Consider the following 14,942-nt stretch of genomic DNA (forward strand, 5'->3'; position numbering starts at 1 on the left):
GAGGCACCCATGAACGCCCAAACCCGCGAAAACACCTCGACCCAGGATGCCCAAAGCAAAGCTGGCACGCTGATCGAGGCGCTGCCCTGGATCCAGCGCTTTGCCGGCACCACCATGGTGATCAAATACGGTGGCAATGCGATGGTCAATGACGAGCTGCGCCGCGCCTTCGCCGAAGACGTCGTCTTCCTGCACCACGTGGGGATCCACCCTGTGGTGGTGCACGGCGGCGGCCCGCAGATCAACTCCATGCTGGCGCGCCTGGGCATCGAATCCGAGTTCAAAGGTGGCCTGCGGGTCACCACCCCCGAGGCCATGGACGTGGTCCGGATGGTCCTCACCGGCCAGGTGGGCCGTGAGCTTGTGGGCCTCATCAACTCGCACGGCCCCTACGCCGTGGGCATGTCCGGCGAAGACGGTGGCCTGCTGCGCGCGGTCCGCACCGGCACAGTGGTGGACGGCGAAACAGTGGACCTGGGCCTGGTGGGCGAAGTAGTGGGCGTCAACCCCGAAGGCATCCTGGACATCCTGGCCGCCGGCCGGATCCCCGTGATCTCCACCGTGGCACCAGAAATTGAGGAAGGTGCTGTCGGGGCCGACGGCGGCGTCCAGACCACCGGGCAGGTCCTGAATGTCAACGCAGACACTGCCGCGGCCGCCCTGGCCGAGGCGCTGGGGGCGTCCAAGCTGGTCATCCTCACCGACGTCGAGGGCCTGTACGCCAACTGGCCGGACAAGACGTCCCTGATCTCCTCGCTGAAGGCATCGGACCTCCGGACGCTCCTCCCGACCCTCGAATCCGGGATGATCCCCAAGATGGAGGCCTGCCTGAAGGCCGTGGACGGCGGCGTGGAACGAGCCCACATTGTCGATGGCAGGTTGCCGCACTCCATGCTGCTAGAAACCTTTACCACCGCCGGGATCGGCACCCAGGTGGTTCCCGACGAAGAACTGGAAACACCATGACCAACACCGAGCTGAGCCACTCCGGGGAGACCGCCGCTGATGCGCTGGTAGGCCACACCAGCGGAGCCGACTGGCTGGCCCGCTACTCCACTTCCCTGATGGGCGTGTTCGGCACCCCGCAACGGGTACTGGTCCGTGGTGCCGGTTGCTTGGTGTGGGACGCGGACGGCAAGGAATACCTGGACCTGTTGGGCGGCATCGCCGTGAACGCGCTTGGCCACGCCCACCCGTTCGTCACCTCGGTGATCGCCAGCCAACTGTCCACCCTGGGCCACGTGTCCAACTTCTTCACCAGCCCCACACAAGTGGCGCTGGCCGAGAAGCTGTTGGCGCTGACCCAGGCTCCAACGGGCTCAAAAGTCTTCTTTGCCAACTCGGGCACGGAAGCTGTGGAAGCAGCGCTCAAGCTGGCCCGGCGCAACAATGCGGGCCCCCAGGGGGCACCCCGCTCCAAGATCATCGCCCTCGAAGGCGCCTTCCACGGCCGCACCATGGGTGCCCTGGCGCTCACGGCCAAGGAAGCGTACCGCGAACCGTTCCAGCCGCTGCCCGGCGGCGTGGTGCACATCCCGTTCGACGACATCGAGGCCTTGCGTGCCGCCGTCGACACCTCCACTGCCGCCGTGTTCTTGGAACCCATCCAGGGCGAAGCGGGCGTCCGGCCGTTGAGCGCCGAGTACCTGCAGGCAGCACGTCAGCTCACTGCCGATGCCGGTGCGCTGCTGATACTGGACGAGGTCCAGACCGGAATCGGCCGTACGGGTACGTGGTTGGCCTGTGAGGACGCCGGGATTGTGCCGGACGCCATCACCCTGGCCAAGGGGCTGGGCGGAGGCTTCCCCATCGGTGCGCTGCTGACGTTTGGCGCGGAGGTGTCGTCCTTGCTCACCGCTGGGCAACACGGCACCACCTTTGGTGGCAATCCGGTGGCGACAGCGGCCGCACTGGCCACGCTGCACACCATCGAGAACCAGCACGTCCTGGCACATGTCCTGACCGTGGGTGAGCACTTGCGGGCCGGTTTGGTCGCCGTCACGGGCGTCACCGAGGTACGCGGCAGGGGACTGCTGATCGGCTTCGACCTCGACGCCGACGTAGCCCCGGCCGTGGTTCAGGCTGGCCTCGCCGCAGGTTTCATCGTCAACAGCCCCGGCCCGCACACCATCCGACTGGCGCCGCCGCTGGTCTTGACCACTGCGCAGGCAGACACGTTCCTGGCGGCGCTGCCCGCCATCCTGCAGACCGCAAAGGAGTCCCAGTGACCACCCGGCATTTCCTCAAAGACACCGACCTCAGCCCGGCCGAGCAGGCCGAAGTCCTGGACCTGGCGGTCCGGATGAAGGCGGCCCCGTACAGCGTGCAGCCCTTCGCCGCCGAAGGCAACGGCCGGAAAACGGTGGCAGTCATCTTCGACAAGACCTCCACCAGGACCCGCGTCTCCTTCGCCACCGGCATCGCCGAAATGGGCGGCAACGCGCTGATCATCAACCCCGGTGAGGCCCAGATTGGCCACAAGGAATCCGTGGCGGACACGGCCAAGGTGCTGGAGCGCATGGTCTCTACCATCGTCTGGCGCACCGGAGCACACGCCGGCCTGGTGGCCATGGCGGAAAACTCGAAGGTACCGGTGATCAACGCGCTGTGCGATGACTACCACCCGTGCCAACTGCTGGCAGACCTGCTGGCCGTGAAGGAGCATAAGGGCGAGCTGGCCGGGCTCAGCATGGCCTATCTGGGGGATGCGGCCAACAACATGGCCAACTCCTACCTGCTGGCCGGCGTCACAGCCGGCATGCACGTCCGGATCGCCGGCCCGGAGGGGTACCTGCCGGCAGCGGAGATCGTTGCCGCGGCGCAGGAGCGCGCTGCCTTGACCGGCGGCTCGGTCCTGATCACCACCGACGCCGCCGAGGCCCTTGCCGGTGCCGACGTGGTGGCCACCGACACCTGGGTTTCCATGGGCCAGGAGGCCGAAAAAGAAGCTCGGCTGCAGCTGTTCCGGGAGTACGCCGTGGACAGCGCGGCCATGGCACATGCCGCGGATGACGCCGTCGTCCTCCACTGCCTGCCCGCCTACCGCGGCTACGAGATTTCCGCTGACGTCATCGACGGACCGCAGTCCATCGTGTGGGACGAAGCGGAGAATCGACTGCACGCGCAAAAGGCCTTGATGGCCTGGCTGCTGTACCGGTCCGGTCAGGCAGTCGTCGACGGCCTGCCGCCGGTGGCTGCGGCGGAAGAAGCCGGCCACTAGTGTCTGTCCAGCCCGTCACGCCAGGGTCCAGCCCCGCCACCAAAACGGCACGGCAGGCCCGGATCTCCGCCATCCTCACCGGCCAGTCCGTGCGGTCCCAGGCGGAACTCGCGGCGTTGCTGGCGGACGACGGCGTCCAGGTCACCCAGGCCACCCTGTCCCGGGACCTGGTGGAACTCGGGGCCGTCCGGGTCCGCGGCCAGGAAGGCGTGCTGGTCTACGCCGTCCCGGGCGAGGGCGGCGAACGCGCAGCCAAAACCGGGGTCAGCCAGGAAATCCTGGATGCCCGTTTGGCCCGGCTGTGCAGCGAACTGCTGGTCACCGCCGAGGCCTCAGCCAACCTGGCCGTCCTGCGCACGCCACCCGGGGCCGCGAACTTCCTGGCTCTGGCGATCGACCATTCGGTGATGCCCTCCATCCTGGGCACCATCGCCGGCGACGACACCGTACTGCTGGTCTCCCGAGACCCGCTGGGCGGACCCGACCTCGCCGCCCGTTTCCTGCAGCTTGCCGAGGAAGCCGGGCAATAAGCTTGTTGCCAAGAACATCAACCAAACCCTCAATTCAAGGAGCATTTAAGTGACTGAACGCATTGTGCTGGCCTACTCCGGCGGCCTGGATACGTCTGTAGCCATCGGCTGGATCGGTGAAGCCACCGGCGCCGAGGTCATCGCCGTGGCGGTAGACGTTGGACAGGGCGGCGAATCGCTCGAAACCATCCGCCAGCGTGCCTTGGGCTGCGGCGCCGTCGAAGCCTACGTGGCAGACGCTTCCGACGAGTTCGCCAACGAGTACTGCGTCCCCACCCTGAAGGCCAACGCCCTCTACCAGGGCCATTACCCGCTGGTTTCGGCCATCTCCCGCCCGGTGATCGTCAAGCACCTGGTCAAGGCCGCCCGTGAGTTCGGCGCCACCACCGTGGCCCACGGCTGCACCGGTAAGGGTAACGACCAGGTCCGCTTCGAAGTCGGGATCCAGACCTTGGGCCCGGACTTGAAGTGCATCGCCCCGGTCCGTGACCTCGCCCTGACCCGCGACAAGGCCATTGCCTTTGCCGAGGAAAAGGGACTCCCCATCGAGACCACCAAGAAGAACCCGTACTCCATTGACCAGAACGTCTGGGGCCGCGCCGTTGAAACCGGCTACCTCGAAGACATCTGGAACGCCCCCACCAAGGACATCTACGACTACACGGCTACCCCGGAGTTCCCGCCGGCCCCCGACGAAGTGGTCATCAGCTTCAACCAGGGCGTGCCGGTAGCGATCGACGGCGTCCGGGTCACCCCGCTGCAGGCCATCCAGGAACTCAATCGCCGTGCGGGTGCGCAGGGCGTGGGCCGGATCGACGTGGTGGAAGACCGCCTGGTGGGCATCAAGTCCCGCGAAATCTATGAGGCTCCCGGTGCGATGGCACTCATCACCGCGCACAAGCACCTCGAGGACATCACCGTTGAGCGCGAGCAGGCCCGCTTCAAGGCCACCGTTGGCCAGCGCTGGGCCGAGCTGGTCTACGACGGACAGTGGTTCTCGCCGCTCAAGCGCTCCCTCGACGCGTTCATCGAGGACACCCAGAAGTACGTCACCGGCGACATCCGCATGACCCTGCACGGTGGCCAGGCGATCGTCAACGGCCGCCGCTCCGACACCTCGCTGTACGACTTCGATCTGGCCACCTACGACACCGGCGACACCTTCGACCAGTCGCAGGCCAAGGGCTTCATCGAACTGTGGGGCATGTCCGCCAAGGTAGCCTCGGGCCGCGACATCCGGGTTGCAGGGCAGTGATTCCGGAGCAGGGCCCACGAACGCAGGGGTCCCCGGCCGAGCGCAGCGAGGCTGGGGTGCGTTCGGGGACTAATGAAGGTGCGCTGTGGGGTGGCCGGTTCGCTGGCGGCCCCGCGGACGCCCTGGCCGCGCTGAGCAAGTCCACGCACTTTGACTGGCGCCTGGCCCGCTACGACATTGCCGGGTCCATGGCGCACGCCCGGGTGCTGCACAAAGCAGAATTGCTGGACGACGCCGAACTTGAGGGGATGCTGGCAGCGCTCGCGCAGTTGGACGCGGACGTAGCCTCTGGTGCGTATCTGCCGTCCGAGTCCGATGAGGACGTGCACGGTTCCCTGGAACGTGGCCTGATTGAACGTGCCGGCACCCAGTTGGGCGGGAAGCTCCGCGCTGGTCGGTCCCGCAACGACCAAGTGGCGACCCTAGGCCGGATGTTCCTCCGCGACCACGCGCGGATCATCGCCCGCGGCGTGCTTGCCACGGTGGATGCCCTGGTGGGGCAGGCGAAAGCCCACCACGGCGTGGCCATGCCTGGCCGCACGCACCTGCAGCACGCCCAGCCGGTCCTGCTCAGTCACCACTTGCTGGCCCACGCGTGGGCGTTGCTGCGCGATGTGCAGCGGCTGCAGGACTGGGACAAGCGGGCAGGAGTTTCACCCTACGGTTCGGGCGCTTTGGCCGGTTCCTCGCTGGGCCTGGATCCGGAGGCAGTGGCCGCAGACCTGGGCTTCTTCTCCGCTACCCACAACTCGATTGACGGCACCGCGTCCCGCGATGTGTTTGCCGAGTTCGCGTGGGTGACGGCCATGATCGGCGTTGACCTGTCCCGGATCTCCGAGGAAGTCATCTTCTGGGCCACCAAGGAGTTCTCCTTCGTGACCCTGCACGATTCGTACTCCACGGGTTCCTCGATCATGCCGCAGAAGAAGAATCCGGACGTGGCTGAGCTGGCTCGTGGCAAGGCTGGCCGCCTGATCGGCAACCTCACCGGCCTCCTGGCCACCCTGAAGGGATTGCCGCTCGCCTACAACCGTGACCTGCAGGAAGACAAGGAACCGGTGTTCGACGCTGCTGACACGCTGGAGCTGTTGCTGCCGGCCGTCTCCGGCATGATCGCCACGCTGACGTTCAACACCGAGCGGATGGAGTCCCTGGCGCCGCAGGGGTTCGCGCTGGCTACGGACATTGCGGAGTGGTTGGTTCGCCAAGGCGTGCCGTTCCGCGAAGCGCACGAGCTCTCAGGTGCTGCCGTCAAGGTGGCTGAGACCCGTGGCGTGGAGCTGTGGGACCTCACCGACGCTGAGTACGCGGACATCTCCGCGCACCTGACGCCAGAGGTTCGCACCGTGCTGTCGACGGAGGGTTCGCTCAACAGCCGCAACTCCCAGGGCGGCACGGCACCGGCCGCCGTCGAACGCCAGCTCGACGCCCTCGAGGCGGAACTGGCGGGCGTGCGGGGCTACGCCAACTGACCCCAAGACCCCCGCCGGGATGGCAGCCGCCATCCCGGCGGGGGTTTTTGGCAGCTGGGAGGGAGTTCTCGGCCAGCGGTCTAAGGTGGACGGATGAGTGAAACGTTCCGCCAGTTCCTCCGAGCGCTGCCTGATTTCCCTGCCGAGCTGCCCGAATTCGTCCCCGGCGATGCGCCCACCGACCCGGCGGAGCTTTTCCGACTGTGGCTGGACCAGGCGTTGGCGGCGGGGGAGCGGCAACCGCACGCGTTCAGCCTCGCCACGGTGGCGGTGACGGGGCAGCCGTCGTCGCGGATGTTGATTCTGAAAGACATCGACGACGACGGCGGCTGGCAGTTTGCCACGTCCCGCGCCTCGCGCAAGGGCCAGGAACTCGTGGCCAACCAATGCGCGGCGATGAACTTTTATTGGCCCTCACAGGGTCGCCAGATCAGGGTCGCTGGCGCGGTTCGAGAGCTCTCGGCGGACGCTTCGGCTGCAGATTGGGCAGCCCGTCCCCGCGCTGATGGCGGCACCAACCCGGCGTGGCAGCTTTACGCCGTCCAGCCCTCGGAGATCGAATTCTGGCAGGCCCAGCACAGCCGAAACCACATCCGGCACCGCTTCGGCCCCGGCGGACGCCTCCTTGGGTAGGCTGGCGCCATGACTGGACCCACTCCCTCAGCGCTCCTCGCACACCTTCACCAGGCAGCCAGCGTCCTCACCTCGGTGTCGGCGCCGCTGACGGACGCGGACACTGCAGCGCCGTCGGGCCTGCCCGGCTGGACGCGGGGGCACGTGCTGGCCCACCTGGCTGGAATTGCCGCGGCCCTGGCCCGCCAGGTCGAGTCTGCGCGGCGCGGCGAGAGGGTAGACCTGTACGACGGCGGCATGGACGCCCGCAATCGGGCCATCGAGGGCGCGGCGGGCCATCCCGCGACAGAGCTCCGTGCGGACGTCGAGGCTGCGACGCAACGGATGCTGGCAGCACTAGACACCCTTGCACCGGACGAGTGGCAACTTCCGGTAGCCTTCCGCGACGGTGTGGTGTTTGATACCGGCCTGGCGCTGTGGCGCGAACTCGTCATCCACACCTCAGACCTGGCCGCCGGCGTTGGCCCTGAGCTGTGGAGCAGGGACTTCTGCTCTCACGTGTTCGACTTCCTGGCCCCGCGCGTCCCAGCCGGTACCCGGCTGGTGCTGCAACCGGTAGCCCTGCCCATGGTGACGTTGGGCAGCGGCGACCGTGCCGTCGTCGTCCACGGCTTGATCACCGATATTGCCGGCTGGTTGGCCGGCCGTCCCACGTCTCCCGGCGGGCTGCAGGCTACTGCCGCTGCCGACGGCGTCGACCTGCCGGAGCTGGGCCCGTGGCCGGCCCTGCCGCAGCCCGGCAAGTAAAATAGCGGCCGAGAACGTACAGCGCGGCCGGCACGCAAACCCAGGCGGCACAAGAAAGCAGCCAGGATCTCAGGCGGCTTCGCGTGCCAGGAGGCGTTCCTTGACGGCAATGCCCCAGCGGAAGCCGCCCATGGACCCGTCGGTCCGGATCACTCGGTGGCACGGGACGAACAGGGCGGCGGCGTTGAACGCGCACGCGCCGGCCGCCGCTCGCACGGCTTTGGGGTTCCCGGCTAGGGCCGCGTACTCGCTGTAGGTGACCGGCGCGCCGGGGCTGACCAGGCGGAGGACATCCCAGGCGTGGGTGCGGAACGGTCCGGACTGTTGCCGGACGGGGACCGCCATGGCCAGGGCCGGCTCGTCGTTGTAGAAAGCGTCGACGGCAGCGGAAATGTCGCCCAGATCGGTCACCATTGCGAGCTCCGCGGGCAGCAGGCTGGGGTGGATCTGGCCGGTCAGCTCTGCCGGATCTGCCGTCCAGCCGGAGGACAACACGGCGCCGTGCTGGGCGATGATCGTAAACGGTCCATCAGGGGTGGACATGGTCAGCAGGTCAGCTTTCATGGCGTCACTTTCGGAGAGCGGTTGGTGGTGGCCGCAGCGGCCCAGAGGTGCATGGTGGCGTAGGAACGCCAGGGGCTCAGTTCCCTGAAATCGGGACTGAGGTCCGAGCCGGCGACGGGGAGGGCTTTGATGCCATTCCGGACGGCGGCGTCGTTGGTGAGGAAGATGTCTGGCGCGCCGAGGACGCGCATGGCAACGTAGCCCACCGTCCAGGGGCCGATGCCCGGGATTGGCAGCAGCGTTGCGGTGAGGCTGGGCAGGTCATCGCCATAGCCGAAGTCCACGGTGCCGGCAGCCATGGCGGCTGCTGCGTTGACCACGGCGTCGATTCGCCGTTGGGGGCCGCGGAGCAGATGTCCGGCAGCAGCGATCTCGGCTGGGGTGGGAAAGAGTCGGTCCAGTCCGTCGGCCGGCACGCTGCTGGCTGTGCCGGCTGCAGCGAGTTGGGTCAGCGCCGTGCGGGCTGCATCGACGGTGATCTGCTGCCCGATCATGGCCCGCACCAGCAGCTCCTGGGGGTCCAGCGCTCCGGGCATGCGGATGCCGGGGATCTGCGCCACCGAGGCGGCCAGCCGGGGATCGGCGGCCAGGGTGGCATCGATGGCCACCGGGTCGGCATCGAGGTCGAACAGCCGCCTGACCCGGCTCAGCAAGGCCGGCAGGTCGCGTAGGTCCACCGCGCCGATGGTGAGGGTAAGGGGCCGCCCGGGCCTGCCGGCGTCGTACTCCACCGAAAACCGGGCATCACCGTGCTGCAGTCGGAGGGTCCTGGCGTACGACGTGGCGGTGCCCACCTCAATGCCGGGGATGGCGCGTACGGCCAGGAAGGCGAAAATTCCGCTGTCGAACGGTTCACGGTAGGGCAGGGCGAGACTCAACGCGGTGCTGGTATCCGGAGCTTTCGTAGGCCGGACCGTGTGGCGGAGGGCCGTGGGCGTCATAGCGAACACGTCCACCATGGTTTCGTTGAACTGCCGGATGCTGCTGAAGCCGGCGGCGAAGGCGATGTCGGCCAGCTTCATGGGGGTGGACACCAGCAGCGTCCGCGCGGTCTGTGCCCGGCCCGCCCGGGCCAGCGAGAGCGGGCCGGCGCCAAGCTCGTGGCCGAGGATCCGGCCGAGCTGTCGCGATGAGTATCCCAGCTGGGCGGCGAGGCCCTGCACGCCGTCGCGGTTGATGACGCCGTCGTTGATCAGCCGCATGGCCCGGCCGGCAACATCCTGGCGGAGGTTCCATGCCGGCGTGCCTGGGACAGCCTCCGGAAGGCACCGTTTGCAAGCCCGGTAGCCGGCCTCGTGTGCCGCTGCGGACGTCTCGTAGAAGGTTACGTTGGTGGCTTTGGGGGTCCGTGCGGGGCATGACGGGCGGCAGTAGATGCCGGTGGTGCGCACCGCCGTGAAGAACTGCCCGTCAAACCGGGTGTCCCGCGCGTCGATCGCCCGGTAGCGCTGCCAAAAGTCCATGGCTCCATCCTGCCAGCCGCCACGGGGAACCACTAGCGGGAATCGGACATGGCCGTGCAGCCCAGGCCAGCCCCCCATGGGTAGAGTCTGGCCATGGACCAAACGCCTTCCCGCCCGCCGCTGCGCGAGGTTTTGTGCGGCGATGCCCTGGTCCTTGCGCCGCTGCTACTCGGAGCGACCCTGACGCACCATGGCCCAGACGGCAGCGTGGCCGTCCGCCTGACCGAGATCGAAGCGTACCTGGGACCGGGGAACTCACCGCGACCAGACCCGGGATCCCACGCTTTCCGCGGGCCAACGCCGCGGACCCTGCCCATGTTTGGATCCGCCGGGCACCTCTACGTCTACTTCACCTACGGCATGCACCACTGCGTCAACATCGTCTGCGGACCGGAGGATGAGGCCTCGGCCTTGCTGCTGCGTGCCGGTGAGGTAGTAGCCGGGACCGAGCTGGCGCAGGCCCGGCGGCCCACGTCCAAAACGGCTGCGGATCTGGCCCGCGGTCCGGCGCTGTTGACCAAGGCGCTGGGAATCACGACGTCGGACTCCGGCCGGGATGCGTTGGCGGCACCGTTTGCCCTGGAGCTTCCGCCGCAGCCGGCTCTCGCTGTCAGCTCCGGTCCCAGGGTGGGCGTGGCCGGGCCGGGCGGGACGGCTGACTACCCCTGGCGGTTCTGGATTACCGGCCATCCCACCGTTTCCCGGTACAAGGCAGCACGCCGCTGAGCGGCCAATCCGGACCGGGCAGTGTTTCACCGGCGTTAACGGAAATGGTTGTAGAATGGACGGTCTGTCTTTCGCGATAGGGGAACGTTGATGCTCGACGCCGATTTGGCCCACGAACGGGACTATGTGGCTGGGCTGTATGCCCGGCTGGAGGAACTGCGTGCCGAAAAGCGCCGCCAGTTGGCTCAAGTGCGCCGTGCCGGTGCAGTGGGAACCATGCAGAACGTCTCGGAACGGGACGCGTTCGCGGCGCTGTACGAAGATCGGCTTGCGCAACTGGACGCGGTCGATGACCGCCTGGTCTTTGGTCGCCTGGATCTCGATTCAGGCGAAGCGCAATACATTGGCCGGATCGGCTTGAGCACCGAGGATCTGCAACGGCTCATGGTGGACTGGCGAGCTCCCGAAGCCGGTCACTTCTACCAAGCCACCGCGTTCGACCGGCAGGGCGTGCGTCGGCGCCGCCACCTCATCCTGCAGGGCCGGGACGTCAAAGCCATCGAGGATGATGTCCTTGACGCCGGCATGCTGGCCGACGACGAATCACTGCAGGGCGAAGGCGCCCTTCTTGCGGCGTTGAACTCCAAGAGGACCGGCCGGATGTCTGACATTGTCAGCACCATCCAATCGGAACAGGACCGGATCATCCGGTCCTCGATTTCCGGGGCACTGGTTGTCCAGGGCGGTCCAGGTACCGGTAAGACAGCAGTAGCGCTGCACCGAGCCGCCTACCTGTTGTATACCCACCGTGACCGGCTCAAAAGTGCCGGTGTCCTGCTGGTGGGACCGTCGTCGTCGTTCATGAATTACATTGAACGCGTGTTGCCCTCCCTCGGTGAGACAGGCGTGGTGATGGCCAGCGTGGGTCGGCTGATGCCCGGTATCCGAGCCGTGCCGGAAATCGATGCCGACGTCGCCGCCATCAAGGGGCGCCTGGACATGGCCACTATTGTGGCCAATGCCGTGGCCAACCGGCAGCGCGTACCGGCCGGAGACAGGGTCCTTGTGGTGGACGGCCGGAAGCTCACCCTGACCGTCCGCCAGGTCCGGCGGGCGCGGGAGCGTGCGCGGGCAACCGGCAAGCCGCACAACGAAGCACGCGCAACGTTCGTGAAAATCCTGCTCCGCGAGTTGACCGAGCAGCTGACGGACCTCGTGGAGGAAGGGAACATCGGCAATAACGCCGACCGTTCCTACCTTGCCGAAGACGTCCGCACCGCCCGCGACGTCAGGATCGCCCTGAACCTCTGCTGGATGCCCATGAGCCCGGAAAAGCTCATTTCTGAGCTGTTCAGCAAGCCGGCCATCCTGCACTTCTGTACCCCACACCTGACCGCCGCCGAACGCGCCGTACTGCTGCGCCCGGCGGACGCACCATGGACCGAACCGGATGTTCCCCTGCTGGACGAGGCCGCGGAGCTGCTGGGTGAGCTGGATGCTGCTGATGGCCGCGGCCTGGCCCAGCAGGAACATGACAGGGCCCGCGACGTTGCCAACGCCAAGCAGACGTTGGAAAACATGGAGCACATGGGCGTTGACGTGCTGATGACAGCCGAGGAGCTGGCGGACCAGAACCAGGAACGGGAGAACGGGCTGACCGCTGCCGAGCGAGCCACCAGCGACCGCACCTGGGCTTTCGGTCACATCGTGGTCGATGAGGCGCAGGAACTTTCGCCCATGCAGTGGCGCCTCCTGGTGCGGCGGTGCCCGGTCAAGTCGTTCACCATCGTGGGCGACATTGCCCAGACCAGTTCGGTGGCCGGCGCGAACTCATGGCAGGGCGCACTGGCTCCCATGTTTGGCGATCGCTGGCAGCTCGAAGAGTTGACGGTGAACTACCGGACGCCGTCACAGATTGCCGAGGCTGCCGTCCGCATGGCCAACGCCGCTGGGCTGGTCGTTTCCGCACCCAAGGCCGTCCGAGAGGGCCGCTGGTCGCCCCTGATCGACGAAGTTTCTCCTGGTTCCGTGGTGGACCGGTTGGTGGAGGTGCTGCCCGAGGAGCTGGCAGCGCTCGACGGCGGCCTGATCGCCGTCATCGCGGACGGTGACCTGCTTCCCGCGGCCACCAAAGCCCTGCGCGCTGTTTACGGCCGCCGCGTAGGCACCGGCGCGGGAAGCTACGCCCAGGACATTGTGGTGATCAGTCCGCGCGAAGCCAAAGGCCTTGAGTTTGACGGCGTGGTGGTCCTGGAGCCTGGCATGATGCTTAACCACGAGCACGGCAAGGTGGGGGACCTGTATGTGGCCATGACCCGGGCCACCCAACGGCTGCGGCTCATCGCGGCCGATCCGGTGCCTGCCGGAATCGCCGAATAACGCTACCCCGCAACTGCTACCTTAGAAAGCGTGCCAGAAATCAACAGCATCGAACTGCAACAGAACGACCCCACCTTTGCCAACGTCTGGCAAGAGCTGAAGTGGCGTGGCCTGGTCCACGTTTCCACGGACGAGGCAGAGCTGGAAAAACTCCTTGCCAGCGGGTCGATCACCTACTATTGCGGTTTCGATCCCACGGCGCCGAGCCTGCACCTGGGCAACCTTGTCCAGCTCTTGGTCATGCGCCGCCTGCAACTCGCCGGCCACCGCCCGCTGGGTCTGGTAGGCGGGTCCACCGGCATGATCGGGGATCCGCGGCCCACAGCGGAGCGCACCTTGAACACCAAGGACACCGTTGCGGAATGGGTTGGCTACCTGCAGGGACAGGTGCGCCGTTTCCTCTCCTTCGAAGGCGATAACGCAGCGCAGATGGTCAACAACCTGGACTGGACCGCACCGCTGAGCGCCATCGACTTCCTTCGCGAAGTAGGCAAGCACTTCCGGGTTGGCACCATGCTCCGCAAGGATGCCGTCGCGTCCCGGCTCGGCTCGGATGAGGGCATCAGCTACACGGAGTTCAGCTACCAGATCCTGCAGGGCATGGATTACCTGCAGCTGTTCCGGGACTACGGCTGCATGCTGCAGACCGGCGGTTCTGATCAGTGGGGCAACCTCACCAGTGGCACCGAGCTGATCCGCAAGGTGGAGGGCAAGAGTGTCCATGCTCTGGGTACACCTTTGATCACCAACTCTGATGGCACCAAGTTTGGCAAGAGCGAAGGCAACGCCATCTGGTTGGACGCTGCCATGTGCAGCCCGTATGCCTTTTACCAGTTCTGGGTGAACACCGCCGACGCCGATGTGGTGGACCGGCTCAAGGTCTTCACCTTCCTGACGCGAGCCGAGATCGACGAGGTGGCAGCCGCAGTTGCCGAGCGTCCGTTCGCCCGCGAAGGCCAACGACGGTTGGCTTTCGAGGTCACATCCCTGGTCCACGGCGTTGACGCCACCGAGAAAGTCATTGCCGCCTCGGCAGCGCTTTTCGGTAATGGCGAGCTTGCCGGGTTGGACAGTGCAACGTTGAAGGCGGCAACGTCCGAATTGCCTTCCGCTACGGTGCCGGCCGACGCGTTGGGAATTGTTGATCTCCTGGTCGCCGCAGGTCTTTCGGACAGTAAGTCAGCTGCCCGCCGCACGGTGGGGGAGGGCGGCGCCTATGTCAACAACACCAAGATCACCGATCCGGACGCTGTTATTTCTGCGAGTGAACTCTTACATGGCGAATACCTTTTGTTGCGGCGCGGTAAGAAGAACCTCGCCACAGTCCAGGTGAGCCAGGCCTAGTTCTCAGCGGCCCCTACGCGCCCCTCGACAGCCGATTTGCGCGGCTGTAGAGGGGCGTGTATTGTTTTCTGAGTCGCCGCCACTGAGTGGCGACAGAGCACCCAACCAAGACGAAGTAAATATTCGCCAGGCAGAGTCTGGATCGGAAAATGCTTCGGTATCGTTGTGGGCCAAATCATTCAACTGAGTGAATTTCTGGAAAATAACCGGGATTTGCAAAGTGAAAATGAATGAAATAAGATTGAAACATCGCAGCGAAGAAATACGAAATAGAAATTCTTTTTGAATTGTTTCGGGAATATTCGAATGTGTCTGTTGTTTGAGAACTCAATAGTGTGCCAAGTTTGTTGATACCGATTATGTATGTAATTGGTTGATTGTGCTGTGCCGCCACCCCGTGGTGTGCGCAGTGTTTTTGGCTGGTTTCAAATTTTATGCTGTCTGGTTCTGCGTTATTTCCGTGGTTCTTGATGGTTTCTGTTTTTGTTTTACTTCAACGGAGAGTTTGATCCTGGCTCAGGATGAACGCTGGCGGCGTGCTTAACACATGCAAGTCGAACGATGATCCTCAGCTTGCTGGGGGGATTAGTGGCGAACGGGTGAGTAACACGTGAGTAACCTGCCCTTGACTCTGGGATAAGCCTGGGAAACTGGGTCTAATACCGGATA

General features: G+C 65.8%; 13 protein-coding genes and 1 rRNA gene. 12 read left to right on the top strand and 2 right to left on the bottom strand.

The window, feature by feature from the left end; genetic code table 11:
- Positions 1-9: 9 nt before the first annotated feature.
- The 8 genes from argB to PSET11_RS12880 all read left to right on the top strand — a co-directional run bounded on the left by argB (position 10) and on the right by PSET11_RS12880 (position 7,857).
- Positions 10-966: an acetylglutamate kinase gene (gene argB, locus PSET11_RS12845; RefSeq protein ID WP_124092711.1), complete on the top strand. Its 957-nt coding sequence runs from the start codon at positions 10-12 to the stop codon at positions 964-966.
- Positions 963-2,228 carry an acetylornithine transaminase gene (locus PSET11_RS12850; RefSeq protein ID WP_124092712.1) on the top strand — a complete coding sequence of 422 codons (1,266 nt, stop codon included), beginning with the start codon at positions 963-965 and terminating at the stop codon, positions 2,226-2,228. Before argB ends, PSET11_RS12850 begins: the two co-directional genes overlap by 4 nt.
- Positions 2,225-3,220 carry an ornithine carbamoyltransferase gene (gene argF / locus PSET11_RS12855; protein WP_124092713.1) on the top strand — a complete coding sequence of 332 codons (996 nt, stop codon included), beginning with the start codon at positions 2,225-2,227 and terminating at the stop codon, positions 3,218-3,220. The genes PSET11_RS12850 and argF overlap by 4 nt, the downstream gene beginning before the upstream one ends.
- A complete protein-coding gene (locus PSET11_RS12860; RefSeq protein WP_124092714.1) occupies positions 3,220-3,750 on the top strand; it encodes an arginine repressor in 531 nt (176 codons plus the stop codon). The genes argF and PSET11_RS12860 overlap by 1 nt, the downstream gene beginning before the upstream one ends.
- Before the next feature lie 49 nt (positions 3,751-3,799).
- A complete protein-coding gene (locus PSET11_RS12865) occupies positions 3,800-5,005 on the top strand; it encodes an argininosuccinate synthase (protein ID WP_124092715.1) in 1,206 nt (401 codons plus the stop codon).
- 56 nt (positions 5,006-5,061) lie between these two features.
- Positions 5,062-6,477: an argininosuccinate lyase gene (gene argH, locus PSET11_RS12870; protein WP_238989147.1), complete on the top strand. Its 1,416-nt coding sequence runs from the start codon at positions 5,062-5,064 to the stop codon at positions 6,475-6,477.
- A 93-nt stretch (positions 6,478-6,570) separates the two neighbouring features.
- Positions 6,571-7,110, top strand: a complete 540-nt coding sequence (locus tag PSET11_RS12875) for a pyridoxamine 5'-phosphate oxidase family protein (protein ID WP_124092717.1) — start codon at positions 6,571-6,573, stop codon at positions 7,108-7,110.
- A 9-nt stretch (positions 7,111-7,119) separates the two neighbouring features.
- On the top strand, positions 7,120-7,857 hold the full coding sequence (locus tag PSET11_RS12880) for a maleylpyruvate isomerase family mycothiol-dependent enzyme (RefSeq protein WP_124092718.1): 738 nt from the start codon (positions 7,120-7,122) through the stop codon (positions 7,855-7,857).
- A gap of 69 nt (positions 7,858-7,926) precedes the next feature.
- On the opposite strand, the gene PSET11_RS12885 is transcribed toward PSET11_RS12880, so the two are convergent.
- Together PSET11_RS12885 and PSET11_RS12890 are read right to left on the bottom strand one after the other, a co-directional pair.
- Positions 7,927-8,421, bottom strand: coding sequence for a methylated-DNA--[protein]-cysteine S-methyltransferase (locus PSET11_RS12885; protein ID WP_124092719.1), 495 nt, complete (start codon positions 8,419-8,421; stop codon positions 7,927-7,929).
- The gene (locus PSET11_RS12890) at positions 8,418-9,884 is read right to left on the bottom strand and encodes an AlkA N-terminal domain-containing protein (RefSeq protein ID WP_124092720.1); all 1,467 of its coding nucleotides are present in this window, start codon (positions 9,882-9,884) and stop codon (positions 8,418-8,420) included. The genes PSET11_RS12885 and PSET11_RS12890 overlap by 4 nt, the downstream gene beginning before the upstream one ends.
- Before the next feature lie 93 nt (positions 9,885-9,977).
- On the opposite strand from PSET11_RS12890, the gene PSET11_RS12895 reads away from it, so the two are divergent.
- The 4 genes from PSET11_RS12895 to PSET11_RS12910 all read left to right on the top strand — a co-directional run.
- Positions 9,978-10,610, top strand: coding sequence for a DNA-3-methyladenine glycosylase (locus PSET11_RS12895; RefSeq protein WP_124092721.1), 633 nt, complete (start codon positions 9,978-9,980; stop codon positions 10,608-10,610).
- Positions 10,611-10,700: 90 nt separating this feature from the next.
- Positions 10,701-12,929, top strand: coding sequence for a HelD family protein (locus PSET11_RS12900; RefSeq protein ID WP_124092722.1), 2,229 nt, complete (start codon positions 10,701-10,703; stop codon positions 12,927-12,929).
- A 30-nt stretch (positions 12,930-12,959) separates the two neighbouring features.
- Positions 12,960-14,273 carry a tyrosine--tRNA ligase gene (gene tyrS, locus PSET11_RS12905; RefSeq protein WP_124092723.1) on the top strand — a complete coding sequence of 438 codons (1,314 nt, stop codon included), beginning with the start codon at positions 12,960-12,962 and terminating at the stop codon, positions 14,271-14,273.
- Positions 14,274-14,766: 493 nt separating this feature from the next.
- A 16S ribosomal RNA gene (locus PSET11_RS12910) occupies positions 14,767-14,942 on the top strand; the annotation flags it as partial.

This window comes from Arthrobacter ulcerisalmonis, assembly GCF_900609065.1.
In the GTDB taxonomy this organism is placed as follows: domain Bacteria; phylum Actinomycetota; class Actinomycetes; order Actinomycetales; family Micrococcaceae; genus Arthrobacter; species Arthrobacter ulcerisalmonis.

Bases quoted from the DNA above. Each gene is read 5' to 3' on its own strand.
- PSET11_RS12900 (WP_124092722.1), top strand. From the start codon at position 10,701: ATGCTCGACGCCGATTTGGCCCACGAACGGGACTATGTGGCTGGGCTG.
- PSET11_RS12850 (WP_124092712.1), top strand. From the start codon at position 963: ATGACCAACACCGAGCTGAGCCACTCCGGGGAGACCGCCGCTGATGCG.
- argB (WP_124092711.1), top strand. From the start codon at position 10: ATGAACGCCCAAACCCGCGAAAACACCTCGACCCAGGATGCCCAAAGC.
- PSET11_RS12895 (WP_124092721.1), top strand. From the start codon at position 9,978: ATGGACCAAACGCCTTCCCGCCCGCCGCTGCGCGAGGTTTTGTGCGGC.
- PSET11_RS12890 (WP_124092720.1), bottom strand. From the start codon at position 9,884: ATGGACTTTTGGCAGCGCTACCGGGCGATCGACGCGCGGGACACCCGG.
- PSET11_RS12880 (WP_124092718.1), top strand. From the start codon at position 7,120: ATGACTGGACCCACTCCCTCAGCGCTCCTCGCACACCTTCACCAGGCA.
- PSET11_RS12885 (WP_124092719.1), bottom strand. From the start codon at position 8,421: ATGAAAGCTGACCTGCTGACCATGTCCACCCCTGATGGACCGTTTACG.
- PSET11_RS12875 (WP_124092717.1), top strand. From the start codon at position 6,571: ATGAGTGAAACGTTCCGCCAGTTCCTCCGAGCGCTGCCTGATTTCCCT.